This window comes from Pseudomonas sp. P97.38 (assembly GCF_001269745.1).
GTDB classification, from domain to species: domain Bacteria; phylum Pseudomonadota; class Gammaproteobacteria; order Pseudomonadales; family Pseudomonadaceae; genus Aquipseudomonas; species Aquipseudomonas chlororaphis_E.
Genome location: NZ_LHVJ01000015.1, coordinates 381557 through 407179 on the forward strand (window position 1 = coordinate 381557; position 25623 = coordinate 407179).

Sequence of the window (25623 nt, forward strand, 5' to 3'; positions counted from 1 at the left end):
GTTCTCGCCGCTAGCCGTCCTGGCCGGTATACTCGCGTCACTTTTTATTGCCCAGAGTCAAACCCGCCCATGTACACCCTGGCCCGTGAGCTGCTGTTCAAACTTTCCCCGGAAACTTCCCACGACCTGTCCCTGGACCTGATCGGCGCGGGTGGGCGGCTGGGGCTTAACGGTTTGCTGTGCAAGGCCCCGGCGAAATTGCCGGTGACGGTCATGGGGCTGGAATTCCCTAACCCGGTCGGGTTGGCGGCGGGGTTGGACAAGAATGGTGCGGCCATCGACGGGTTCGCTCAGTTGGGCTTCGGTTTCGTGGAAATCGGCACCGTCACCCCGCGTCCGCAGCCGGGCAACCCCAAGCCCCGGCTGTTCCGCCTGCCGCAAGCCGAGGCGATCATCAATCGCATGGGCTTCAACAACCTCGGTGTCGACCATTTGCTCGCCCGGGTGGCGGCGGCCAAGTACCGGGGCGTGCTGGGGATCAACATCGGCAAGAACTTCGACACACCGGTGGAGCGCGCCGTCGACGATTACCTGATCTGCCTGGACAAGGTCTACGCCCACGCCAGCTACGTGACCGTCAACGTCAGCTCGCCGAACACGCCGGGGCTGCGCAGCCTGCAATTTGGTGACTCCCTCAAGCAACTGTTGGCCGACCTGGCCCGTCGTCGTGCGGAACTGGCGGTGATTCATGGCCGGCATGTGCCGATGGCCATCAAGATCGCCCCGGACATGAGCGACGAAGAAACCGCCCAGGTGGCCCAGGCCCTGATCGAGACCGGCATGGACGCGGTGATCGCCACCAACACGACCCTGGGTCGCGAAGGTGTCGAAGGGCTGGAACATGGTGACGAGGCGGGCGGCTTGTCTGGCGCGCCGGTGCGTGACAAGAGCACCCACACCGTGAAGGTCCTGGCCGCCGAACTGGCGGGGCGTTTGCCGATCATCGCGGCGGGCGGCGTCACCGAGGGACGGCATGCCGCCGAGAAGATCAGCGCCGGTGCGAGCCTGGTGCAGATCTATTCGGGCTTTATCTACAAGGGGCCGGCGTTGATTCGTGAGTCGGTGGATGCGATTGCGGCGTTGGGTTGATTCAGACTTTCTGAAAATCGGGCAAATCCAGTGTGGCGAGGGAGCTTGCTCCCGCTGGAGTGCGAAGCACTCCCGAAATCTGCTAACGCGATATGACTGAATCACCGTTTGTGATGGTGTTTGGGCTGCTGTGCAGCCCAGCGGGAGCAAGCTCCCTCGCCACACCTGTGTTCACAGCCAGGCATCGGCGTTGTTCATAAGATCCAAGCAATAAAAAGGGCTCCTCGAAGGAGCCCCTGGGCCGTAGCCCGCCGTCCGGATGGGACGCGCGTGGTTAAATCGATTGGCACATCAGATTGTCGAGTTCTCGAGTGTTAAGCCCTGTGTCAGCCGACGGCGTGAAGTTCGTTGAGTCTATGGATACCCGCAGTGCCGGTCATACCGTCCCAGTTGTCGCCGCGTCCTTCTCGCCAGCCATTGATCCAGGCTTGACGTACTGACGGTAGAGTAAAGGGGCAAAGCTCACGGGATTTACCACCAACGCCATATTGGTAACCGCGTAAAAATGCTCTTTCCAACGGATCACGCTTAAGTCTTCTCATAGGGTGTTGCCCTCACTTGTTGACTGTTTCTTTAGCGTCGGCCCTTGTCGGGGCCGGGGCAGAATCATTCTGCCGTTGGTGGCTCGTTGCCGGCGTGACGAGCCAAGGTGTTGGCGCCGTGGCGACGTCAACCTGTGTTGAGTTCTAACCAAAGCGTCACATGGATGGAATGATCGTTTTGTCATAAGCACGTAACAATAAAGATGTTAGGGCGATAAGTAACTTGATGTTCAGCGTCCGCTTTTGAGCAAGACCCCTGTATGATCAGCCCTGCGCTCAAAGGCGCGGTCCTGACCCGGATGAGAATGTCCTCCCGTTGCACTCGGGTACTATTCGACGAAAGGGTCGGGTTTTCACAATTTGTTGCACAGAATTTTTTATCTGCCCCCGCATCTAAGCTCTTTTAACCTGAGCGGCGAGGGTGGAGAGGCACACCTTCGTGCCACGCGGGTGCTCTTGAGAAAAGCACCTGACTGAACCCGACCCGGCAATGCGTTGCCCGGTCCACTTAGCCAAAGGCGCTGGAATCCCCATGTCCGACCGTTTCGAACTCTTCCTCACTTGCCCCAAGGGCCTCGAAGGCCTGCTCATCGAGGAAGCCGTCGGGCTTGGCCTTGAAGAGGCGCGCGAGCACACCTCGGCCGTGCGCGGCATGGCCGACATGGAGACCGCGTACCGCCTGTGCCTGTGGTCGCGCCTGGCCAACCGGGTGCTGCTGGTCCTCAAGCGGTTCGAGATGAAGAACGCCGACGACCTGTACCACGGCGTGCTGGACGTCGACTGGCAAGACCACATGCTGGCCGACGGCACCCTGGCGGTGGAGTTCAGCGGACACGGTTCGGGCATCGACAACACCCACTTCGGCGCCTTGAAGGTCAAGGATGCCATCGTCGACAAGCTGCGTACCCCGTCGGGCGAGCGGCCGTCCGTCGACAAGCTCAACCCGGACCTGCGCATCCACCTGCGCCTGGACCGTGGCGAAGCGATCCTGTCCCTCGACCTTTCCGGCCACAGCCTGCACCAGCGCGGCTATCGCTTGCAGCAGGGCGCCGCGCCGCTGAAGGAAAACCTCGCCGCCGCGATCCTGATCCGAGCCGGCTGGCCGCGCATCGCCGCCGAAGGCGGGGCGCTGGCCGACCCGATGTGCGGCGTGGGCACGTTCCTGGTGGAAGCCGGCATGATCGCCGCCGACATGGCGCCGAACCTGCGTCGCCAGCAATGGGGCTTCACCGCGTGGCTCGGCCATGTGCCGGCGCTGTGGAAGAAACTCCACGAAGAGGCCACCGCCCGCGCCGCCGCCGGGCTGGCCAGGCCGCCGCTGTGGATTCGCGGCTACGAGGCTGATCCACGGCTGATCCAGCCGGGCCGCAATAACGTCGAGCGTGCCGGCTTGAGCGAGTGGATCAAGATCTATCAGGGTGAAGTCGCCACCTTCGAACCCCGCCCGGACCAGAACCAGAAAGGCCTGGTCATCTGCAACCCACCGTACGGCGAGCGGCTGGGCGACGAAGCAAGCCTGCTCTACCTCTACCAGAACCTCGGCGAACGCCTGCGCCAGGCTTGTCTGAACTGGGAGGCCGCGGTGTTCACCGGCGCGCCGGACCTGGGCAAGCGCATGGGCATCCGCAGCCACAAGCAGTATTCGTTCTGGAACGGCGCCTTGCCGTGCAAGTTGTTGCTGATCAAGGTGCTGCCGGACCAGTTCGTCACCGGCGAGCGTCGCACCCCGGAACAGCGTCAGGCCGAGCGCGAACAGGCTCGCCTTGACCAACAAGCGCCCGCAGCACCGCAGGAGCGCCAGTACAACAAGAATGGTAACCCGATCAAGCCGGCTCCTGTCCCCGCCCCGGTGGTGGAACAGGCACGCTTGAGCGAAGGCGGGCAGATGTTCGCCAATCGCCTGCAAAAGAACCTCAAGTTGCTGGGTAAGTGGGCCAAACGTGAAGGCGTGGACTGCTACCGGGTCTACGATGCCGACATGCCGGAATACGCCATGGCCATCGACCTGTACCACGACTGGGTCCATGTGCAGGAATACGCCGCGCCGAAATCCATCGACCCGGAAAAGGCCTCGGCCCGACTGTTCGATGCCCTGGCGGCCATTCCCCAGGCCCTGAGCGTCGACAAGAGCCGCGTGGTGATCAAGCGTCGCGAACGCCAGAGCGGCACCAAGCAATACGAGCGCCAGAGCGCCCAGGGCACCTTCACCGAGGTCAACGAAGGTGGCGTCAAGCTGTTGGTCAACCTCACCGACTACCTGGACACCGGGCTGTTCCTCGACCACCGGCCGATGCGCCTGCGGATCCAGAAAGAGGCGGCCGGCAAGCGCTTCCTCAACCTGTTCTGCTACACCGCGACCGCCAGCGTCCATGCGGCCAAGGGTGGTGCTCGGAGCACCACCAGTGTCGATTTGTCGAAAACCTACCTGGACTGGGCGCGACGCAACCTCTCGCTCAACGGTTTCTCCGACAAGAACCGCCTGGAGCAGGGCGACGTCATGGCCTGGCTGGAAGCCAGTCGCGACGAATACGACCTGATCTTCATCGACCCGCCGACCTTCTCCAACTCCAAGCGCATGGAAGGGATCTTTGACGTGCAACGCGACCACGTCCAGCTCCTGGACCTGGCCATGGCCCGCCTGGCGCCGGGTGGCGTGCTGTATTTCTCCAACAACTTCCGCAAGTTCCAGCTCGAGGACAACCTCGGCGAGCGCTACGCGGTGGAAGAAATCACGGCCAAGACCATCGATCCGGACTTTGCCCGCAATGGCAAGATCCACCGTGCCTGGAAGATCATGGCCCGTTGACCGATTACTGATTGGATCCACGCAAGCCTTGTAACTCAAGGCTTTCAGCTCATCTTGGGGCTGGTCAAAGTGATGGCTAATAGCTATAACTTAGCCTGTGGCCGGGTTGAACCTTCTGCCTGGCCCTTTTTGAGTCGTGTTTATGGCCTTGCATCAGGTGCGCCCCAGGATCCTGGGCTTTATCAGCGAAGACGTCTCGGCCTGGCTCGTGGCAACGCTGGTCTTGCTGGCCGGCAGCTTTCTGACGGCGGTGCTGAGCTGGGCGATGATGAACCTGTTCGGCCAGCAACTGCGCCAGCGCTTCGAATTGCAAGCCGAGGAGCGTTTCAGCCGGATCGAGGAGCGCTTCCAGGAACAGGAGCAGCGTCTGGATGGCTTGCGGCGCTTCTTCGCCAACTCGGAGTCGGTGTCCAATGATGAATTCCGTGGGTACGCCGAGGCCTTGTTGCGACGTACCCGGGCACTCGCCTGGGCGCCCAGGGTGCGACGGGACAAACGGCTGGCGTTCGAACAGCAGGCGCGGGCCGATGGCTCGATAAACTTCATCGTCCGTGAGGACGACGGCAGCGGTGGCCTGCAGCCGGCCGCCGAGCGGGACGAGTATGTGCCGGTGCTCTACGTGCAAAGCCAGGCCTCCTATGGCTCGCCCTTGGGCATGGACCTGCTGTTCGAGCCCGTTCGGCGGGCCACCCTGGACCGGGCGCGGCAGAGTGGCCGGTTGGCGGTTTCACAGCCACTGGACCTGATTGGCGTCGATCCGGCCTTCACCCGCGGCGTGTTGCTGGCGGCACCGGTCACCCGGCCAGGGGCCACCGAACCGTTCGGGTATGTGGTCGCGGCCATCAGCATGCGCCAACTGGCGGGCGACGGCCTGCCGACGGCCGGTCATGACAACCTGTCGATGCGGGTTATCGACCTGTCTGCGGACGATCGCGAGGAAGCCCTGTTCGAATCGCCCACCCCGGCCGGCCACAGCGAATTGTCGGAGACACGTCGGGTGCGCCTGGCCGATCGCGATTATCGGGTGGAGCTGCGTCCCAGTCGGACGTTCCTGACAACCAACCACTCATCGGCGGCAAGCCTGGTGGTGCTGGGTGGCTTGCTCAGCCTGTTGCTCAGCGCCTTGCTTTACGTGCTGGTCAGCCAGCGGCAACGGGCACTGAAACTGGTGGAGCAACGCACCCGCGAGTTGCGGGCCAGGGAGCAGGAACTGCGCGGCACCCATGGCCAGTTGCGCGGTGTGCTGGATGCGGCGACGGAGGTGGCGATCATCGCCACGGACCTGCGCGGCGTCATCACGACTTTCAACGCCGGCGCCGAACAGATGCTCGGCTACCCCAGCAGCGAGGTCCTGCAAAGCATGACCCTCGAAAGCCTGCATGTGCCGCGTGAACTCCAGGCCCGGGCCGCCCAGCTCGGTGCGCGTTTCGGCAAGCCGATCCCCACCTGTCACGCGATGTTGCTCGAGGGGGGCGAGCAGGGCGGGCAGCAGGCGCGGGAATGGACCCTGGTGCGTCGCGACGGCAGCCATCTGACCGTGAACATGCTGGCCACGCCGATGCTCGATGACCAGGGGCTGTGGGTCGGGCACCTGGCGATCTGCATCGACATCACCGAGCGCAAGCGCGTCCACGAAGCCTTGGCGGCACGGGACCTGTTGCTGAAGAAACTCAGCGCCCATGTGCCGGGCGGCATCTATCAGTTCAAGATGGATTTCAACGGCCGTTTCAGTGTGATCTACGCCAGCGACGGCATTCGCGACATCTACGAATTGGAGCCGCACGTGCTGGTGCAGAACGCCGAGGCGATTTTCTCGCGCATTCATTGCCTGGACGCCGGCCGCGTGCGCAGCTCGATTCGTGCATCGGCCGATACCCTGAGCCCCTGGCGTGAAGAATACCGGCTGCAGTTGCCGCAGCGGGGCCTGCGTTGGGTCCGGGGCGAGGCCACGCCGGAGGAACTGCCTGGCGGCGGGGTGCTGTGGCACGGCTATATCTCGGACATTTCCGATCTCAAGCGGGTGGAGGAAGAACTGCGGGCCCTGTCGGTTACCGACGCCTTGACGGGGATTCGCAATCGCCGTTATTTCCAGGAACGACTGACCTCGGAGATGTCTCGGGTCGAGCGTGGTTCCGGGGGGCTGGCGGTGATCATGTTGGACATCGATCACTTCAAGCGCATCAACGACCAGCACGGTCATGCGGTGGGCGACCGGGTGTTGCAGGCGGTCTGCCAGCGGGTTGCCCAGCGGTTGCGGCGTACCGATGTGTTCTGCCGATTGGGCGGGGAAGAGTTCGTGGTGTTGTGTCCGGACACGGACAGCGAGAGTGCCTATGCCCTGGCCCTGGGACTCTGGGAAGGCCTGCGCTCGGCCCCGATCGAGGACGTGGGAATCGTCACCGCCAGCTTCGGCATCGCCACCTGGCGCGCCGGTGAGGGCGCCGACGCCTTGTTGCTTCGGGCCGACTCGGGCGTGTATGCCGCCAAGCAGGCCGGGCGGGATCGCGTGGAAACGCAGTTGGGATAGCGGTGGGTCAGTAAATGATGATGCCGGCTGTGCCGCCGTCTTCGCGAGCAAGCCCGCTCCCACACAGGTGACAGTGGTGAACACCTAGTTTGCGGCGTACAAGTGACCCTCTGTGGGAGCGAGCTTGCTCGCGAAAGCGGTGGGTCAGTTTGCATTGATGTTGAATGTACCGCCGCCTTCGCGGGCAAGCCCGCTCCCACAGGTTGATCGTTGGCGACCACGGATGTGTGTTCACCGTAAATCCCTTGTGGGAGCGAGCTTGCTCGCGAAAGCGGTGGGTCAGTCGATGGAAATGTTGGACAAGCCTGGCCTCTTCTTCGCGAAGACGGCAGTCCAGACAACCTCAGCCGCAATCCTTTGCGGCGGCGAGGGTTACCAGTTGTAGGTCAGGTCGGTGGTGAGGGTTCGGCCCTGGCCGTAGTAGCAGTCCCAGTTGCTGCGGCAACTGGCGACGTATTTCTTGTCCTCGAGGTTTTCCATGTTCATCCGCACGCTCACGCCCTTGATGTGCAGCGGGGACTTCTCGAAGTCGTAGGACATCATGGCGTCGTAGACCGTGTAGGACGGAATCGTGAATGCGCCTTCGTAGTCGGTGCCGTAGCTCTCGCGCACATACCGTGCGCCGATGCCCGCGCCGAGACCGGCCAGGGGGCTGGCGCCGGTGAAGGTGTAGTCGATCCAGGCCGAGGCGGTCAGGGGTGGCGCACTGGCCGGGTGACGGCCTTCGCGACCATCGTTGTCCTTGGTGTACTCGATGTCGTTGCGCGACACCGAACCGATCACCCGTACGTTCTTGTTCAGGTTGACCTTGCCTTCCAGCTCGATGCCCTGGGAACGTACTTCACCGGACTGGCCGCTGAAGCCGGGGGTGAGTGGATTGGACGTCACCACGTTCTTTTGCACGATGTCGTAGACCGACAACTGGATAAAACCGTCGATAGCCTTGGGTTCGTATTTGATCCCGGCTTCGTACTGCTTGCCCGTCGTCGGCTTGAACGCGGTGTTGCCAAACCCGGTGTCAGTGACGGGGAGGAATGACTCCGAGTAGCTCACATAAGGCGTCAGGCCGTTATCGAACAGGTAGCCGAAGCCGGCCCGGCCACTGAATTTTTCATCCCGGGTCTTGGTGCTGGTCCCGTCAAGCGGACGCTTGTTGTCGGTTTCGGCAAAATCATAGCGGCCGCCCAGCGTGAGGAACCACTTGTCCCATTTGAGCTGGTCCTGGACATACAGCCCGGTCTGGCGAACGGTGTTGTCCCAGCGGTAGGGCGAGCTGAAGTTGATCGCGCCGCCGTACACCGGGTTGTACATGTCGATGGCCGACGCGCTGCGATCGTACAGGCCGAGGAACTTCGATTCGAAATGGTAGTGGTCCACACCCAGCAAGACGGTGTGGTCCAGTGCCCCTGTGTGGAATTTGGCCTGGGCGGTGGTATCGATGTTGTAGACCTTGTTGGTCTGCGACCAGTCGACCCCGTAGCGGCGCATGTAGCGTTGGTCGTTGGCCCCGGTGACCGGGTTGGCGATGAAGCCGTAGCCGTGCAGCGGATCCACGTACTGGTCATCGACCTGGGCGTAACGCGCGGTCTGCTTCAGCGTCCAGACGTCATTGAGTTCATGGGAGGCCTCATAGCCCACGACGAACTGCTCGCGGTTGTACTTGTTCACGTCCGGCTCGCCGAAGAAGGTCGAGCGGCTGTACTTGCCGTTCGGGTTCGGCAGCACCGTGCCGGAGGCGGGCAGGCCCTGGGCGGACGGGGTGTCGTGGTCTTTCTGGTACTGGGCGAAGAAGGTGATGCTGGTTTCGTCGCTGGGGTTCCACGTCAGGCTCGGCGCCAGGAGCATGCGGTTTTTCTCGACGTAGTCGATTTCCGAACCGGAATCTTCCGCCACGCCGGTCAGGCGATAGAGAAATTCGCCCTGGTCATCCAGCGGGCCGGCCAGGTCGAAGCCGAGCTTCTTGCGGTCGTTGTCGCCGGCGCCCAGGGTCACCTCATGCAACGGCGTGGCGGTGGGGCGCTTGCTGACCATGTTGACGATCCCACCCGGCTGATTCTGGCCGTAGAGCACCGAGGCCGGACCCTTGAGCACTTCGATGCGCTCCAGGGTGTACGGGTCGATCTGCAGGGCGCCGCCGGTGCTGCCGCCGCCGTAGGGCAGGTGCAGGCCGTCGAGGTACAGCGGCGTCGGGATGAAGCCGCGGGAAGTCGGTTCGTCGAAGATCGTCACCCGGTCGGAGAAACCGCCACCGGTCATGCCGGCGGTGTAGCGCAGGGCTTCGGTGACGCTCTGCGAGCCGCGCAGCTTGACCTCGTCCTGGGTGATGACGTTGACGGTCTGCGGCACTTCGTTGAGCGGCGTGTCGGTCTTGGTGCCGGTGCCGGTTTTTTTCGCGACGATCCCATCCACCGGCCCCCATGCCGATTCCTGGGTGCCCGAAATGTTGATCGGCGCCAGGTCCAGGCCCGCCCCATCGTTGCGGCTGCGCAGTGTCATGCTGTTGCCCTGGACGCTGTAGGCGATCGGGGTGCCCTGGAGCAACCGGGCCATGGCGGCGGCCGGCTCCAGGTCACCGCTCACCGCGGTGCTGCGCAGGCCACTGACGTCGGCCGGGTTGTAGAGCACTTGCAGGTTGGTCTGGCGACCGAACTCCTGCAACGCGCTGCCCAGCGGTTGCGCCTGGATGTTGATCGGCAGGCTCTGGGCCTGGGCCGTCAGCGGCAGGCCCAGGACCAGCGCGCAGAGGACCGGGACGTGCGGTCGAAACGAATGACGGATCAGTAGAGCCTGGGTGAGCGGTTTCAGTCCTAGCGGTGCTGGCATTATTTTTTCTCGTCAGAATGTTACTGAGAACTATTTCTATTAGCTGCTAGTAAGACGTTGGGCCTTGGGTAAACCGGAAAGACCCAACGTCTTTTTTTAAAGAAATGTTCACCGTCAGGCCGGTTGCAGCTCGGTGACGACATGGCCGGCTTCCATACGCACCAACTGGTCGGCGATATCGAAGTAACGGTCGTCGTGGGAAATCACGATGATGGTCTTGCCCAGGCGCTTGAGGTCCGGCAGCAGTTCGGTATAGAAAATCCGTCGGAAAGTCGGGTCCTGGTCGGCGGCCCACTCGTCGAACACCAGCACCGGGCGCTCTTCCAGCCAGGCGTTGACCAGGGCCAGGCGCTTGCGTTGGCCGGTGGACAGGTCGGTGGTGGTGAAGGTGCCGTCGCGCACGCTGACCTTGTGGGCGATCTCCAGGCGTTGCAGGTACTGGTTGGCGTCGTCGGGGATGTGGGTCTCGCCCTGCACGACGTCGTCGAACAGGTAGTAGTCGGCAAAGATCGTTGTGAACAGTTGGCGGTAGTCGTCGCGGTCCAGGTCGGTCACCGCCTGGCCGTTGAGGCGGATTTCCCCCTGTTGCGGGGCATACAGGCCCAGCAACAGCTTGATCAGCGTGGTCTTGCCGCAGCCGTTTTCACCGATGATGAAAATGATCTCGCCCTGGTCGATCCGCAGGTTCACCGGGCCCAGGCGAAAGGGCGTGGCGCCTTCGACCGACGGGAAGCTGTAGGCCACATTGTTCAGTTCCAGGCTTCGCACCGCGGTCTTGCGATTGCCCGGGTCGCTGAGCAGCAGGTGCGGTTCTGGCGAGGAAAACCGTTCCGACAGCTCGGCGATCCGGCGGAAGGCGATCTGCGCGCGGCTGACGATCGGCAGTGTACCGATCAAGTGTTCCAGCGGCCCCTTCATGTACAGCAGCACCAGCACGAAGCCGCTCATCACCGCTTTGTCCGCGCTTGGCCACAGCGATTGCAGCGCCAGGGCCAGGCCGATGACCACGAAGAACAGCATGGAGCCGAGGGTCTTGGCGACCACGAAGATGTTCACCGAGCGGATCTGTGTGTCGCAGATCGTGTCGGCGGTGCGCTCGATGCCCGAGACGAACATGCGCTGGCGACGCGGACGATGGATGCGCAGTTCCTTGGCGCCCTCGGCGATGGCGTTGTAGTGCTTCTGCAGTTCGTCTTCGTGTTCGCGGGCGTTCAGGAAACCCTGCATGCCGCGGCCTCGGGCGATGTACTGGATGACCGTGCCGATCAGGATCGCCACCACGGTGACCAGGAACATCGGCCACGACAACAGCGCCAGGTAACCCATGCAGCCGAGCGTGACGGTCAGGGAAATGGCCAGCGGGGCAAAGGCAAAGGCGAAGTCGCTGATGGTGTCGACGTCGTGGGTCAGCACCGGGATCAGGCGATGGCTGCGGTAGCGCTCGATCTGTTCGATGGGCGCCGACAGCACTTTTTCCCCCAGGGTCTTGCGCAAACTGGCAATGATCTTCTGGCCGACATAGTTGGTGCCGATGTCCGAGAAGATCGAGCTGGTCAGCGCCAGCAGGCACAGCCCGGCAAACACGCCGACCACCGTGGCGCTGAGGCCGTTGTCGGCGTACAGGACCTGGTTGATCGTCGCCAGCAGCACCGTGACGCTGAGCCCGCCAAGCATGCCCAGCGCAATGGCGCCGATGACAATCAGCCGGAAAGGTTTGAGCAGCGTGAACAGCTCGTGCATCACCCCGCGTGTTGGTTGGTTCATGGCGGTTTCCCTGCTTGAAGAAAGGGCGAAGGCCCCCGCAGGTATTCATCGCAAGGGCTTGAGGACGGAGCGCGCCGGTTGTATCGCGCCCCCCTGTAGAACGGTTGGAAGAACATGGGATTTAGCGACCGGTGTTCGTGGCGAGGGAGCTTGCTCCCGCTGGTCGCGCAGCGGCCTCTCGTCCCCTCAACCCATCCGACACAACCCATGCCCAGGCTATGGGGGCACTGCGCGCCCCATCGGGGATCAATCCCCTCGCCACAGGGCGCACCCCCGCAAGTGAATTCACGGGCTACATATCCCGCACCACCCGAAACCCCAGCCAATCCCCACGCGCATCCGGGTACGCCGCGTTACGGTTGCCCGAGCGGGAAAACACCGGCGCCTCGCCCCAGTCGTTGCCACGGATACGCCGCACTTTGCAGTCGCCGTCGAGCCAGGCGCTGCCGTCGTCCGGGGCGCCGGTGTAGCTGTCGTTGTAGCAATCGGCCGTCCACTCGTAGACATTGCCGTGCATGTCGTACACGCCGAAGGCGTTGGCCGGGAAGCTGCCGGCCGGCGAGGTGAAGTTGAAGCCGTCGGCGGCGCCGTAGGTATTGGCATGCCGGGCGATGCTGTAGTCCTTGCCTTCATCGAACGGGAAGGGGAACGGCCCGGTGCTGCCGCCGCGTGCCGCGTACTCGCGCACCGACTCACTGGTCAGCCGGTAGGGCTTGCCGGTTTTCTTCGACAACCAGGCCACATAAGCATTGGCCTCGTTGAAGTCCATGCACACCGCCGGGTGACGGTCGCTGTATTGCTTTTGCGGGTCGCTGCCCTGGTATTCCGGCACGCCGGCCTTGCAGGCGCGGCCAGGGCGGTCATCGCCGTCGGGCATCGTGTAGCCGGTGTCGCGCAAATAGGCGAACCATTCACCCTTCAACACCTGGAAACGGCTGATCGCCAGCGGCCGGGCGAACGTCACCGGGTGCATCGGGCCTTCATCCGGCTCGCGGCCGACTTCGTCCGGCGGGGTGCCCATCTGGAAGGTGCCGGTGGGCAACACGACCATCTCCGGGCAATCCTTGCAATCGCGAAACACCTGGCCCGGTTGAGACGCTTCGGCGCCGCTGGGCAGCAGGGTGACCAAGGCCAATGCGGCAAGTACTTTCAGTGGAAAACGGTTCATTTTTTCTCTCGATTAAAGTCCAACAAGCGCGGGTCAAATCGCTTGCTTCAACAGCGTCATGAAACGATCGATTTGGGCTTCGTTGTTGAGCAGGCCCGGTGCGGTGCGGATCACCGGCCCGGCATCGCGGTGAACGGCGTCGACGATCACGCGTTGCTTCATCAGGTCGCCGGCCACCTGATCGCTTTCGCGGCCCTTGATGCGGAAAAAGGTAAAGCCGGCCGACAGCGCCGGGCTCAACGGCGTGACCAGTTCAACCTGCGGCATCGCCACCAGTTGTTTTTTCAGGTAGCTGTTGAGGGCGTGAATGCGCGCCTGTACCTCGGCCTTGCCCAGCTCCAGGTGCAGCTTGAAGGCCTCGTCCACCGCCCAGCGGTGCTCGAAGGCATGGAAGCCGCCCGGAGTCATGACGGTGGAAAACGCCGTGGCTTCGGAAAAGGTCGGGATGATCGGCGTGACGTATTTGAGTTCGTCGCTGCGGCTGCACACCAGCCCCGTGCCGCGCGGGCCGAACATCCACTTGTGGGTGCCGGCGATGAAGAAGTCGCAGTTCATCGCCGCAAAGCCCAGGTCCTCCACGCCAAAGCCGTGCACGCCGTCCACCACGTAGACGATGCGTTGATCATCGCGGCGGCCCTGGTTGTGCCGCTCCACCAGCGCACCGATCTGGTCGATGGGCAACTTCACGCCGCTGCCGGAGTGCACCCAGGTCATGCCCAGCACCCTTGTTTGCGGGCGGATGGCGCGGTCGATGGCGGCCAGGATTTCATCGTGGCTTGCGCGGTGGGCGTCCTCGAACAGCTTGATTTTGCGCACGCGGGTGCCGTCCCGTTGGGTGCGCAGGTCGAGGATGGTGTGGGTGGCGTAGTGTTCGTGGACGGTGGTGAGGATTTCCTGGTCGGGCTTGACCTGGACCCCGCCGTAGATCATCGCCAGGCCTTGGGTGGTGCTGCCGGTGAGGGCGATCTGCCTGGGGCCCGCTTGCAGGTAGCGGCCGGCCCAGGCGCGCACGTTTTCCTCGCGGGCTTCGGTGATGCCCAGGTCCCAGTCCATCTGCAGGCCGGGGTTCTTGTCGAGAGCGGCGCGGTGTTGCTCGATGGCCTCGCGCACCGGGCGCGGATGGGTGGTGACGAGGAAGTTGGCGAAATGCAGGTAGTCCGGATCCTGGTCGAACAGCGAGCGCAGTTGCGCCCATTTATCCCGCGGCAGCGACGGCAGCGATGGGGTGCCGGCCGTGGCGGGCAAACTGTTGGCCAGGGGTAGGCCGGCGGCGAGGATCCCGGCCCGCTTCAGGAACGTGCGGCGTTCATTCATGCTGGCCGACCTTCTGGTTCGAGGCCACGGCCGGTCGCGCTGCCTTCTGGACCTGATCCCAGACCCGCAGGAAATTGCCGCCCCAGAGTTTGGCGATGTCGGCTTCGGAGTAGCCGCGGGTGAGCAGTTCGGCGGTGACGTTACGGATGTCGCCGACGTTTTCCCAGCCTTTCACGCCGCCGCCTTCGTTGAAGTCGGAGCTGATGCCGACGTGGTCGATGCCGATCTTGCGCACGGTGTAGTCGATGGCGTCCCCCAGGTCCTTGAGGCTGGCCTTGGGTTCTTCTTCCAGGATGCCGTAGAGCTGAGCGGCGTATTCGCCGAACTTCTGCTCGGGCCAGGCGGCGATGATCGGATCGCCGGGCATCAGCGCCATGGCCAGGTTGGGCAGCGGCGGCAGGTCGAAACGCGCGCGCAGGGCGTTGAGCTTGTCCTGAGTCTTTTGCGTGAGCGGGCGCAGGTACTGGGAGAAACCGACGATCTGCACCACGCCGCCGCTGCGCTTGATCAATTGCAGTTCCTTGTCGCTGAGGTTGCGCGGGATGTCCACCATCGCCCGTGGCGCGGAATGCGAGGCCACCAGCGGTGTGCGGCTCAGTTGCGCGACCTGCTCCAGGGCCTGGGTCGACATCTGCGACACGTCGATGATCACACCGAGGTCATTCAGGCGGGTCACCGCTTGCTTGCCGATGTCCGACAGGCCGCCGAGGGCATCCGGCGAGTCGTTGAAGAACGGCAGCGGGCGCGAGGAATCGGCCCAGTCGTTGTTGCCGATGTAGCTGAAGCCGAACATGCGCATGCCTCGCGCCGTCCACAGGTCCAGCAGGTTCAGGTCATCGCCAAGGGGGTAGGCGTTGAGCATGCTGATGAAAATCGCGAACTTGCCTTCACCGTGCAGCCGGCGAAAATCCTCCGGGGTGTAGGCGATGGCGACCTGGTTGGGGTAGTCGCGGACCAGCCCGGTGATGATCTTGTAGCGCACTTCCTGTTGGTTGCGTGCCTCCTCGACGAAGCCGGCGGTGGGCTTGTGCGGCGCGTTGGGGCCGTTCCACAACTCCGGCCAGCCGAACACCGTCAGCGCCGCGCCGGACAACTGGCCGCGATTGGCTTTCACCAGGTCGAACTGGCCGTCGCCGTCCTTGTCGGCTTCGTGGCCGGCGGTGCCGAAATCCAGCGGTACGGTGATGTGGCTGTCGAAGGAGAGCAGGCGCTCATGCAGGGCCCGGGCCTCTTTCATCACCTTGACCGGGTAGCCGGGGTTGCCCCGCCATCCATAGTCCCAGGCCGCGAGGCCACCGCCCACTACCAAGGCCAGGGCCAGGGGCACGCCGATGAACAGCGCCTTTTTCGAACGTCGTGTTGTCATTGCCGATCTCAGTCAGGTTCGCCTTTGCTGTCTGGGAAGGACGAGTGATGGGTGGGGAAATTTAGCGGTCTGGGAGGGCCTCTTCGCGAGCAAGCTCGCCCCCATTGGGGATCACCTCCAGGTGGCTGACCTCTGTGGGAGCGAGCTTGCTCGCGAAGAGCCCCCCACAGTCTTTAAATTTGTCCCCCCAGCCATCGTCCTAGCTTGGATAACGCCCACCCCAGGGCTGAACACAGGTAAGGCAATGACGATTTCTCGACGAGGGTTCATGGCAGGCCTGGCACTCACCGGTGCCGCTGTGCCTGCGGTGTATTACGGGCATCGCGAACTGACCCGGCCGGACCCGACCATCACCCCCGGCGAGGCGTCCTTCGATGTGGCGGATGTGGCGGGCCAGCGCCGGGCGGATACGTTGCGGGGGATCTGGACGATCCGTTTCAGCGGGCAGGAGGCGGGCCTTTCGGGCGTGCCGGACGACGATCTGCAGCTCTTTCTCGACATCGCCCACAAGGGCCGTGGCCTGGTGGGTTGCCTCGACACCGCCGGCCGGCTGCGCAGCGGCGCCGAGCCGCGCTACCGGGTGCTGGGTGACCTGGCCGGAACCGACCCCAGGCAGTTGAGCTGGCGGCTGGTCGATGGGGCGAGCGGCGTGCCGCGCTATGAATTCATCATGGCCCTGGACGAAGTCTGGGCCGGTTTCGGCAATGCCGGCCCCGCCACCCTCAGCGGGCGCGTATGGTCGCTGGATCGTCCGCTGGCCCAGCCGGAACTCGACAACCGCTTCATCGCCGTCAAGCAGCCGTTTCCCGAAGCCCGCGACCGCGTGCCGCTGAGCCCGGCGCTGTTGGCCTGGCTGGTGTCGCCCGAGCATCGCTTGTTCCATCAACTCTGGCATGCGACGCGGGACAAATGGCACACCCTGGACGAAGGCAAGCGCAACGCCCTGCGCGGCATCGGCTGGCAGCCCGGGCCAAGGGGCCATGAGCGTGACGCGCGCGGACCGCGCAAGGATCGCAACGGCTCGGGCATCGACTTCTTCTTCATGCATCGGCACATGCTGGGCACGGCGCGCTCGTTCCAGCCGTTGCCGTCCTGGCCACGCTTCCCGTTGCCGCAACCGGAACTGGCGCGTGACCGCCTCGGGTTCGCCCGTTATTTCGACAACCACGACGGCACGGCCTTGCCGCCCACCTGGCTGGCCGACGGCGACGAGCAGTACGCCCAATGGGTGAGCGACATCAAGACGGCCGAGACCTATCACAGCAATTTCCAGGTCTGGGAGTCGCGTTATCGTGACCCGCGCTACCTGTCGAAACTGACCCTGGGCCAGTTGGGGTCGGAGATGGAACTGGGGCTGCACGACTGGCTGCACATGCGCTGGGCCTCGGTGCCCAGGGACCCGTCCAACGGCCACCCGGTGCCGTTCGCCCGCGACCCGGCCGACTTCGCCCAGCGCTGGTATGCAGCGGAAAACGACTTTCTCGGCGACCCGTTTTCTTCCCACGTGAACCCGGTGTTCTGGTCCTTTCACGGCTGGATCGACGACCGCCTCGACGACTGGTTCCGTGCCCACGAACGTTTCCACCCCGGCGAAGTGAGCCGCCTGGACGTCAACGGTGTACCGTGGTTCGCCCCGGGTCGCTGGGTGGAAATCGCCGACCCCTGGCTGGGCCCGGACACCCACGGTTGCAGCACCACGCCGGGGCTGCAAGTGGGGCGTTCGGTGGAAATGGACCCGGAAACCATGAAACTGGCCCTGCGCATCACCTTCGGCAGCGACGACAAGAAACTCGCCGAACTGTTTCGCCGGGTGCCACAGCGACCGTGGTATGCGCGCAATCTCAAGGCCAAGCCTGTTTAACCCTTCTGATTGGATGAGCAGAGGCGGGAATTATTTGTGGCGAGGGAGCTTGCTCCCGCTCGGTTGCGCAGCGACCGCAAGATCTTAGGGCTGCTGCGCAGCCCAGCGGGAGCAAGCTCCCTCGCCACGGGTGTCACTCGGCTTGAGGGTGTGCGTTTAGCGCGGTACGGCGATGTCCAGAGCGCGGTTTGCCAGCAGTTCTGCCAACTCGATCATTTGCTGGATGCCCAGCGCAAAATGGCGCCGCGAGCCTTCCAGTTCAAAGGCTTGCTCGCTTGCCATGACGTTGACCGAAGCGAGGGTTTCGCTGAGGTTGGCCAGCACGCATTCCATGTCCGCGCCTTCTGCAACAGTGAACAACTGGCCCGGTGATGGATTGGGTGTTTCAGGTTTGGGGTCGAGATAGAAGGCGAGGGCGCGGTCGGCGGCTTCGTCGAGTTTTTTGGGATCGTCTGCGGGAGGGTTTGGAGTGATCTTGAACATGGTGCAGCTCCTGGTTATTCAAAAGGGCTGACAGCCAGCACTTGCAGATGATGGGTGGCAGCTATGCGCGGGTCTGCAAGACCGGGAACCAGGCACCCGGCAGACCCGAGGGTCTCCCGCACACAGCGGCCATGAAACGAACACAAATGGGCCGATGGCTTGTGGCGATGCACCTGGTATTCGGCGGGCTTGCAGACCCGATCACTGACGAGCAGTGACGGGAAACAAGTTATCGATGGAGGGCCAGGCGCACAAGCCGGCGGATTCTGGCGCAGTTGTAGGTAACGGCGCAAGGCGATGTAGCCTGGCTCGGGAGTCCTACATGGCCGGATAAACAGAACCTAAGCCGAACACCCTTTATAGGGGCGGGAATTATTTGTGGCGAGGGAGCTTGCTCCCGCTCGGTTGCGCAGCGACCGCAAGATCTTAGGGCTGCTGCGCAGCCCAGCGGGAGCAAGCTCCCTCGCCACGGGTGCACTTGGCTTGAGATTGAGTTCAAGTGAACAGCTGGGTGGCTTGATGGTGTGTTCGAGGCCTACATCACCCGCCACCCCCCACCCAACGCCTTGTACAACGCCACGCTGGCCTGGACTCGGGCCAGGCGCAGTTGCACGTTCATGTCCTGGGCGGCGTAGAGGGTGCGTTGGGTTTCCAGCACGGTGAGCAGGTCTTCGGCGCCGGCCTGGTAGCGGCGCTGGGCGATGTCGAAGGCGCTTTGGGCCTGTTGCAGTTCTTCGGCTTGCCACTGCCGTTGTCGGTCGAGGCCGTTGATGCCGTTCAAGGCTTTTTCGACGTCGGCGAAGCCGTTGACGATAGCCGCGCGGTAGGTTTGCAGCAGTTCTTCCTGGCGCGCGGTGGCCTTGTCCCGTTCGGCTTTCAGGCGGCCGTTGTTGAACACTGGCGCCGCCAGGCCGGCGGTGAGGTTGTAGACGGTGTTGCGCAACACCTGGTCGGCGATGTCGGCACCGCTGGCGAGGCTCAGGCCCAGGGTCATTGAGGGCAGCATCGCCGCGCGCGCCACGCGGATGTCGGCTTCGGCGGCGCTCAGGCGCGCTTCGGCGGCGGCGATGTCCGGGCGGCGGCGCAGCAGGTCGCTGGGCACGCCGGCGTCGATGGACGGCCAGTGCAGACGGTCGAAGTCCTCGGCATCGAGGCGGACCGCCTGCACCGGCTGCCCCAACAGCGTCGCCAGGGTGATCAGCGCCTCCCGGGCCTGTTGCTGCACCTGCGGCAGTCGGCGCTGTTGCGCTGCCACCAGGCCTTTCTGCTGGGACAGTTCCACGGCGGTGGCGCTGCCGGCGTCGTAGCGGGTCTGCACCAGGTCGAGCACGCTTTGGGCATTGGCCAGGTTCAGTTCGGCGATGCGTCGTTGTTCGCCCAGGGACAGCGCCTGGGTGTAGCTGTTGGCGACGCCGCTGAGTAGGGTCAATTCCACGGTCGCCCGGTCGAACCGGCTGGCCGCCAGGGTGCCTAGCGCGCTGTCCCGGGCCGCCCGTTTGCCTCCCCAGAAATCCAGCTCATAGGTGGCGCTGAGGTTGGCGTCGTAGTAATCCAGCGAACGGTTGTCCCGATCCACGTCCAGTTGGCTGTAGCCCTTGCCGCGCAAAAGCTCCTGGCGCGTGCCGTTGAGCCCGGCCTTGAGTTCCGGCAGCAGGGGCGCACCGGCGATCACTGCACTGGCCTGGGCCTGGCGAACCCGTGCCATGGCGGCGGCGAGGTCGTGGCTGTCCAGGCGCGCCTGCTCGATCAGACGATTGAGTTGTGGGCTGCCGAATTGCGTCCACCATTGCCGGTTGTCTGCCTCGGCGGTGGGAGTATCGAGGTGTTGCCAGGTCGATGGCGGTTGGATGCCGCTGTCCGGGGGCGACAACGGGGTGCTGCACGCCGCCAGTAGCAGGCTGGCGGCCAGGAGGGTCAGGTGCGCTTTCATCGGCATGCGTTCATTCACTGGTGAGGGCCGCGACGGGGTCGAGGCGGGCGGCCTTGCGGGCCGGCATGAAGCCAAACACAACACCGGTGGCCAGGGCGCAACCGAAGGCGCCGAACACCGCCAGCCATTCGAACGCCACCGCGATCTTGCCCAGCAGCAACGCGCCGCCCACCAGCAGGGCCAGGCCGATGCCGGCCAGGCCGCCGACCACCGAGAGCATCACCGCCTCGGTGAGGAACTGGCGCAGGATGTCCCGTTGGCGGGCGCCGGTGGCCATGCGAATGCCGATTTCCCGGGTCCGTTCGCGCACGGTCATGAGCATGATGTTCATTACGCCGATGCCGCCCACCAGCAGCGAAATCGCAGCAATCGCCCCGAGCATCAGCGACAGCGTCCCTTGGGTGCGTGCCTCGGCCTGGATCATCGCGGCGTTGTTGGTCAGTTCGAAATCCTGCTGGCCGTCGTGCAGGCGCAACAGGGTGCGGGACACCGCCTGTTCGGCCTGATGGACCTTGCCGGCGTCCCGGGCGGCGATCACCACGTATTCCGGGTGCCGGCTGCCGAACAGTCGCACGCTGGCGGCGGAGTAGGGCACGGCGATGCGGTTGTCGGCGTCGGAGTCGCCGGAGCTGGCGCCTTTTTCCGCGAGCACGCCGACCACCTGGAACGGTACGTTCTCGATCAGGATGTAGCGGCCGATGGGGTCGGCGACGTCCTTGAGCAGTTTCTGCCGGACCTTGTGGCCGATCACGGCGACCGCCGCCGCGCTGCGCTCATCGGCATCGCTGAAGTAACTGCCCTGGACCACCGGCCAATTGAAGATGAGCGGAAAGTGCGTGTCGTTGCCGCCGACGTAGCTTTTGTGGTCGAGGTTGCCGAAGCGCACGCTGGCTTCGGCACCGTTGACCGGCATGATGCGCTGCACCTCGGGCAGGGCGGCGAGGGCGGCGAGGTCTTGTTCGCTGATGATGCCCTTGGCGGCGCGCGGGTTGGGCGCGATGCCGTTGAGGTAGATGATGTTGGAGCCGAAGGCGCCCATCTGGGCCATCACCTGGCGCTTGCTGCCTTCGCCCACCGCCAGCATCACCACCACCGACGCCACGCCTATGATGATGCCGAGCAAGGTCAGGGCGGTGCGGAAACGGTTGATCCACATCACCCGCCACGCGGCGTGCACGGCGTCGAGCAGTTCGCCTTTCCAGGCGCCGTTGTTTTCGCTGCCGGCACTCAGGCGCTGGCGCAGGTCCACGGCCTGCAAGGCCTTCGGGTTGGCGCAGGATGTCGCGGGCGCGCCGTTGGCGCTGTCGCTGATGATCGACCCGTCGCGGATTTCGATGATGCGCTTGGCCCGTGCCGCCACTTCGCGGTCATGGGTAATCAGGATCACCACGTGGCCCTGGCTCGCCAGTTCGTCGAGCAAGGCCATGACTTCGATGCCGCTCTGGCTGTCGAGGGCGCCGGTGGGTTCGTCGGCGAGGATGATGTGACCGCCGTTCATCAACGCCCTGGCAATCGACACCCGTTGCTGTTGCCCGCCGGATAACTGATGTGGACGGTTGCCGGTGCGGCTCGCCAGGCCCAGGCGTTCGAGCAACGCCTGGGCGCGGGCATGGCGTTCAGCGGCCGAGGTGCCGGCGTAGATGGCTGGCATCTCGACGTTTTCCTGGGCGGTGCCGGACGGGATCAAGTGGTAGCCCTGGAACACGAATCCGAAGGCTTCGCGCCGCAGCCAGGCCAGTTCGTCGCTGCCCAGGCGTGCGACGTCTTCGCCGGCGAACCGGTACTCGCCGCTGGTGGGCCGGTCGAGGCAGCCGAGAATATTCATCAGTGTCGATTTGCCGGAGCCGGACGCCCCGACGATCGCCAGGAATTCCCCGGCGTGGATCGACAGGTCGATGCCCCGCAGCACTTCCACCCGGGGGCTGTCGCCACCGCCGTAAGCCTTGCGGATGTCCCGCAGTTCGATCAGGGGCGTGTCCATTCAGCCTCCGCTGCCGGGCGCCGGGCCGATCAGCACCCGTTCGCCTTCATCCAGGCCGCCGAGCACCTGGGTGCGCAATCGATCGCTGATGCCGGTGCGTACCGTGCGTGGTTGGACGTCGCCATTATCGGTCACCACCAGCACCTGGCCGGCGGTGTCCTGCAACGCGGCGGTGGGCACGCTGAGCACGTCGCGGGCCTGGGCGGCGACGAAAAATACCTGGGCGGTCATGTCCGTCATCAGGGCGCGGTCGGCGTTGTCGACATCCAGCAGCACGGTGTAGAGCACCACGCGCTCGCTGCCGCTGCGACCACCGGTGGGGCTGCCGCCCTGGCTGGCTTCCAGGGGGCGCGGCGGCACCGGGAGGATCTGGCGAACGTTGCTGCTCCAGCGCCGGGTGCCGCCGGCCAGGGTGGTGAAGTAGGCGTTCATGCCCGGTTTGACGTGGCCGATGTCGGCTTCCGAGACCTCGGCCCAGACCGTCATGGGCGTCAGCCGGGCGATGCGCAGGATCAAGGGGGTCTGCTGCTGCGCGTTGAGCGTCTGGCCTTCCCGGGCGCCGACGGCGACCACGGTGCCGCTCATGGGCGCGTAGATCCGTGTGTAGCCCAACTCGGCCTCGTCGCTGCGCAGGCTGGCCTGGGCTTCGCGGATCCGGGCCTGGAACATGTCGATGCGCGCCTGGGTGGCCCGCACCTCGGCCTGGGCGGTCTGCACGTCTTCCTCGCGGGTCGCGCCGCCGGCCTGCAATTGTTGCTGGCGACGGGATTTCTGTTGGGCCAGGTCGTGCTGCGCCCGTTGCTCCTGCAACTGGGCCTTGAGGTTTTCGATGGCGAAGCGTCCGGCGTCCAGCTTGGCTTTTTGCGTGGACGGATCGATTTCCACCAGCAACTGGCCTTCGCGCACTTCGTCGCCGGCTTCCACGTGGATCTTCTGGATCTGTCCGGACGCCTGGGCGCCGACGTCCACGTAGCGTCGCGGTTGCAGGGTGCCGAGGGCGGTGACGCTGTTTTCGATGTCGCCACGGCTGACGGCGGCGGTCGCCCGGGCGGTGGGCGTCGGCGCGACGGCTTGCCAGGCGGCGAAGGCGACGGCGGGCAGCAGGGTGATGGTAAGGAGCCAGGCGCGTCGGGTAGGGCGGGGACGTTTCATGCAGGGTTCCGGCCGATGGATTCAAGCCCGTCGTAGCAGGGGCAGGGACGGGAGGCTGTTCTGGTAAACGAGCGTTTTGGGCGGGAATTTACTGGTTGAAACACTTGGTAGCAGGTTGGCGCGTCAGCCGCCGCGACCGTGGCGAGGGAGCTTGCTCCCGCTGGGTTGCGAAGCGACCCCAAACACTCAACCTCCGATTTTTCTGGCTCGGTGGAAGTGTTTGCTCTTGGGCCTGCTGCGCAGTCCAGCGGGAGCAAGCTCCCTCGCCACAAAAGCTGTACTGGCCTAGAGATCTAGGGTGTGCGGCTGCGGTTCAACTTGAACGAATAGGCATCGACACAAACGAAAGCTTTAAATCTATATGAGAATTACTATAAATTACGCGATTGAATCTGCCACTATCGTGCCACTGCCTGTTCCAGGCACGCCGAGTGGACACAAGGATAGCGGTCGCAGCCATTGCGCACGGGAGTCATGTTGGAAAACTACTATCGCGAGCTGGTGTGTTTCCTGAACGCCAGGCTAGGCAGCCGCCAGGCGGCCGAGGATGTGGTGCATGACGCCTATGTGCGGGTTCTGGAGCGCGCCAGCGACACGCCCATCGAACAGCCGCGGGCCTTCCTGTATCGCACGGCGTTGAACCTGGTGATCGACGGCCATCGGCGCAACACCCTGCGCCAGGTCGAATCCCTGGACGTGCTGGACAGCGAAGAACGCTTCTTCACGCCATCGCCCCACACCTGTCTCGATCACGGCCAGCGCCTGGACATGCTCCAGCGCGCCCTGGCCGAGTTGCCGCCGCTGTGCCGCGAAAGTTTCCTGTTGCGCAAGCTCGAAGGCTTGTCGCACCCGCAGATCGCCGAGCGCCTGGGCATTTCCCGGGCACTGGTGGAAAAGCACATCGTCAATGCCATGAAGCACTGTCGCGTTCGGGTGCGACAGTGGGACACGCCTTGATTTGCCGCTGGCGAGCCGTGCGGCGGTAAATTTTTTTTCCTTGTCCTCGTTCCTCTCAACAGACGACTTGCCGGCCCTGCACTCGGGCCGGTCGGTTACCCCCAGGCTTTTCGCGCCCTGTTGAGGGGCTTCTCCAGAGGACACTGGAATGACACAGGCAATTGCATCGCCCATCGTTCACGACTTGATCGGCATTGGCTTCGGCCCTTCGAACCTGGCACTGGCCATTGCGTTGCAGGAGCGAGGGCCGGTCCAGGGCGAGTTGGACGTGCTGTTCCTCGACAAGCAGGCCGACTACCGCTGGCATGGCAACACCTTGGTGACCCAGAGCGAGTTGCAGATTTCCTTCCTCAAGGATCTGGTGACCCTGCGCAACCCCACCAGCCCTTATTCGTTCGTCAATTACCTCAAGCAGCACGGGCGCCTGGTGGATTTCATCAACCTGGGCACCTTCTACCCATGCCGCATGGAGTTCAACGACTACCTGCGCTGGGTCGCCGCGCAGTTCGCCGAACAGAGCCGCTACGGCGAGGAAGTGCTGCGCATCGAGCCGGTGCTGCACCAGCAGCAGGTCGAGGCGCTGCGGGTGATTTCCCGCGACAGCCAGGGCGAGGAATTCGTCCGCACCGCTCGTTCGGTGGTGGTCAGCGCCGGCGGCACGCCACGCATTCCGGACGCGTTCAAGGCGTTCAAGGACGATCGTCGGGTGTTCCATCATTCCCAGTACCTGGAGCGCATGGCAACCCAGCCGTGCATGAGCGGCCAGCCGATGAAAGTGGCCATCATCGGTGGCGGGCAGAGCGCCGCCGAGGCTTTCATCGACCTCAACGACAGCTTCCCGTCGGTCCAGGTCGACATGATCCTGCGTGGCTCGGCCCTGAAGCCGGCGGATGACAGCCCGTTCGTCAACGAGGTGTTCTCGCCGGAATTCACCGACCTGGTGTTCCAGCAGCCCCACAGCGAGCGCGAGCGCCTGGTCAACGAGTATCACAACACCAACTATTCGGTGGTGGACATCGACCTGATCGAGCGCATCTACGGGATTTTCTATCGCCAGAAAGTCTCCGGCGTGGCCCGCCATGCCTTCCGTACCCTGACCACCGTGGAAAAAGCCACGGCCACCGACGCCGGTATCGAGCTGGCGGTGCGCAACAGCGCCACCGGCGAATTGACCGTGCGCCGTTACGACGCGGTGGTGCTCGCCACCGGTTATGAGCGGCAGATGCACCGTTCGCTGCTGGCCCCGCTGGCGCCGTACCTGGGCGATTTCGAAGTGGACCGGCACTACAAGCTGATCACCGACGAACGCTGCAAGGCGGCCATCTACATGCAGGGCTTCTGCCAGGCCAGCCATGGCTTGAGCGATACCTTGCTGTCGATCCTGCCGGTGCGCGCCGATGAAATCGCCGGCTCGCTGTATGACCATGGCAAGCACCGCGGGCAAGCGCGCCCGGTGCCTGACCTGCACCTGGCGTCGGCGTAACCTCCCACTGCCAGGCCCCCTGTGGGAACTTGCTCGCGAATGCGGTGGGGCAGTCGATGGCGATGTTGGCTGTGCGGCCGCTTTCGCGGGCAAGCCCGCTCCCACAATGGGCCAGGTGACGACCACAGACTCAAGGCAAACCCAAAACCCTGTGGGAGCGGGCTTGCCCGCGAAAGCGTTCCACCTGAATTTGTGCTGCACGGCAGGCAAATCCTCAGAAATTTCCTACACTCAGTCCACGCCTGCCGCCATTTGACAGGCCCATGGACGGTTCGCTGTTCTCCCGTATTGGCAGTCTGAACCCATCAGCCGGGTGCCCCCGACTCGAACGCAGTCGGCGGCGTCCCGGGCCGACTACGCCAAGCGATGCAATCTGA

Annotated in this window: 16 protein-coding genes; 6 read left to right on the forward strand and 10 right to left on the reverse strand. The window is 64.2% G+C overall.

Annotation, left to right across the window (positions count from 1 at the left end):
• Positions 1 to 69 precede the first annotated feature (69 nt).
• On the forward strand, positions 70 to 1089 hold the full coding sequence (locus tag AD664_RS11920) for a quinone-dependent dihydroorotate dehydrogenase (protein WP_053146740.1): 1020 nt from the start codon (positions 70 to 72) through the stop codon (positions 1087 to 1089).
• A gap of 326 nt (positions 1090 to 1415) precedes the next feature.
• On the opposite strand, the gene rmf is transcribed toward AD664_RS11920, so the two are convergent.
• The gene (rmf, locus tag AD664_RS27005) at positions 1416 to 1631 is read right to left on the reverse strand and encodes a ribosome modulation factor (protein WP_003223300.1); all 216 of its coding nucleotides are present in this window, start codon (positions 1629 to 1631) and stop codon (positions 1416 to 1418) included.
• Between the two features lie 532 nt (positions 1632 to 2163).
• Between rmf and rlmKL the strand changes: the two genes are divergently transcribed.
• Positions 2164 to 4437, forward strand: coding sequence for a bifunctional 23S rRNA (guanine(2069)-N(7))-methyltransferase RlmK/23S rRNA (guanine(2445)-N(2))-methyltransferase RlmL (gene rlmKL / locus AD664_RS11925; RefSeq protein ID WP_053146742.1), 2274 nt, complete (start codon positions 2164 to 2166; stop codon positions 4435 to 4437).
• 142 nt (positions 4438 to 4579) lie between these two features.
• On the forward strand, positions 4580 to 6964 hold the full coding sequence (locus AD664_RS11930; protein ID WP_053146743.1) for a GGDEF domain-containing protein: 2385 nt from the start codon (positions 4580 to 4582) through the stop codon (positions 6962 to 6964).
• A 372-nt stretch (positions 6965 to 7336) separates the two neighbouring features.
• Here AD664_RS11930 and AD664_RS11935 read toward each other — a convergent pair whose 3' ends face one another.
• The 5 genes from AD664_RS11935 to pvdM form a co-directional block, all read right to left on the reverse strand.
• Positions 7337 to 9787 (reverse strand): TonB-dependent siderophore receptor, encoded by a 2451-nt coding sequence (locus AD664_RS11935; protein ID WP_080964322.1) that lies wholly within the window; start codon positions 9785 to 9787, stop codon positions 7337 to 7339.
• A 114-nt stretch (positions 9788 to 9901) separates the two neighbouring features.
• Complete coding sequence (locus AD664_RS11940; protein ID WP_053146745.1) at positions 9902 to 11551, reverse strand: cyclic peptide export ABC transporter; 1650 nt, start codon at positions 11549 to 11551, stop codon at positions 9902 to 9904.
• A 292-nt stretch (positions 11552 to 11843) separates the two neighbouring features.
• Positions 11844 to 12719 carry a formylglycine-generating enzyme family protein gene (locus AD664_RS11945; protein ID WP_053146746.1) on the reverse strand — a complete coding sequence of 292 codons (876 nt, stop codon included), beginning with the start codon at positions 12717 to 12719 and terminating at the stop codon, positions 11844 to 11846.
• A 33-nt stretch (positions 12720 to 12752) separates the two neighbouring features.
• On the reverse strand, positions 12753 to 14033 hold the full coding sequence (locus tag AD664_RS11950) for an aminotransferase class V-fold PLP-dependent enzyme (protein WP_053146748.1): 1281 nt from the start codon (positions 14031 to 14033) through the stop codon (positions 12753 to 12755).
• A complete protein-coding gene (gene pvdM / locus AD664_RS11955; protein ID WP_053146751.1) occupies positions 14026 to 15399 on the reverse strand; it encodes a pyoverdine-tailoring dipeptidase-like protein PvdM in 1374 nt (457 codons plus the stop codon). Before pvdM ends, AD664_RS11950 begins: the two co-directional genes overlap by 8 nt.
• Before the next feature lie 244 nt (positions 15400 to 15643).
• Between pvdM and AD664_RS11960 the strand changes: the two genes are divergently transcribed.
• A complete protein-coding gene (locus AD664_RS11960; protein ID WP_083454183.1) occupies positions 15644 to 17260 on the forward strand; it encodes a PvdJ/PvdD/PvdP-like protein in 1617 nt (538 codons plus the stop codon).
• A gap of 156 nt (positions 17261 to 17416) precedes the next feature.
• Here the strand turns inward: AD664_RS11960 and AD664_RS11965 are convergent, their stop codons facing one another.
• From AD664_RS11965 to AD664_RS11980, 4 genes are all read right to left on the reverse strand, one after another.
• Positions 17417 to 17743 carry a DUF6124 family protein gene (locus AD664_RS11965; RefSeq protein WP_053146754.1) on the reverse strand — a complete coding sequence of 109 codons (327 nt, stop codon included), beginning with the start codon at positions 17741 to 17743 and terminating at the stop codon, positions 17417 to 17419.
• Between the two features lie 535 nt (positions 17744 to 18278).
• Positions 18279 to 19673 (reverse strand): efflux transporter outer membrane subunit, encoded by a 1395-nt coding sequence (locus AD664_RS11970; RefSeq protein WP_053146755.1) that lies wholly within the window; start codon positions 19671 to 19673, stop codon positions 18279 to 18281.
• A 10-nt stretch (positions 19674 to 19683) separates the two neighbouring features.
• Complete coding sequence (locus AD664_RS11975) at positions 19684 to 21654, reverse strand: MacB family efflux pump subunit (protein WP_053146758.1); 1971 nt, start codon at positions 21652 to 21654, stop codon at positions 19684 to 19686.
• Positions 21655 to 22806 (reverse strand): efflux RND transporter periplasmic adaptor subunit, encoded by a 1152-nt coding sequence (locus AD664_RS11980; protein ID WP_053146760.1) that lies wholly within the window; start codon positions 22804 to 22806, stop codon positions 21655 to 21657.
• A 474-nt stretch (positions 22807 to 23280) separates the two neighbouring features.
• Between AD664_RS11980 and AD664_RS11985 the strand changes: the two genes are divergently transcribed.
• Positions 23281 to 23763, forward strand: a complete 483-nt coding sequence (locus AD664_RS11985; protein ID WP_042732749.1) for a sigma-70 family RNA polymerase sigma factor — start codon at positions 23281 to 23283, stop codon at positions 23761 to 23763.
• 148 nt (positions 23764 to 23911) lie between these two features.
• Positions 23912 to 25246 (forward strand): lysine N(6)-hydroxylase/L-ornithine N(5)-oxygenase family protein, encoded by a 1335-nt coding sequence (locus tag AD664_RS11990; RefSeq protein ID WP_053146762.1) that lies wholly within the window; start codon positions 23912 to 23914, stop codon positions 25244 to 25246.
• Positions 25247 to 25623 lie beyond the last annotated feature (377 nt).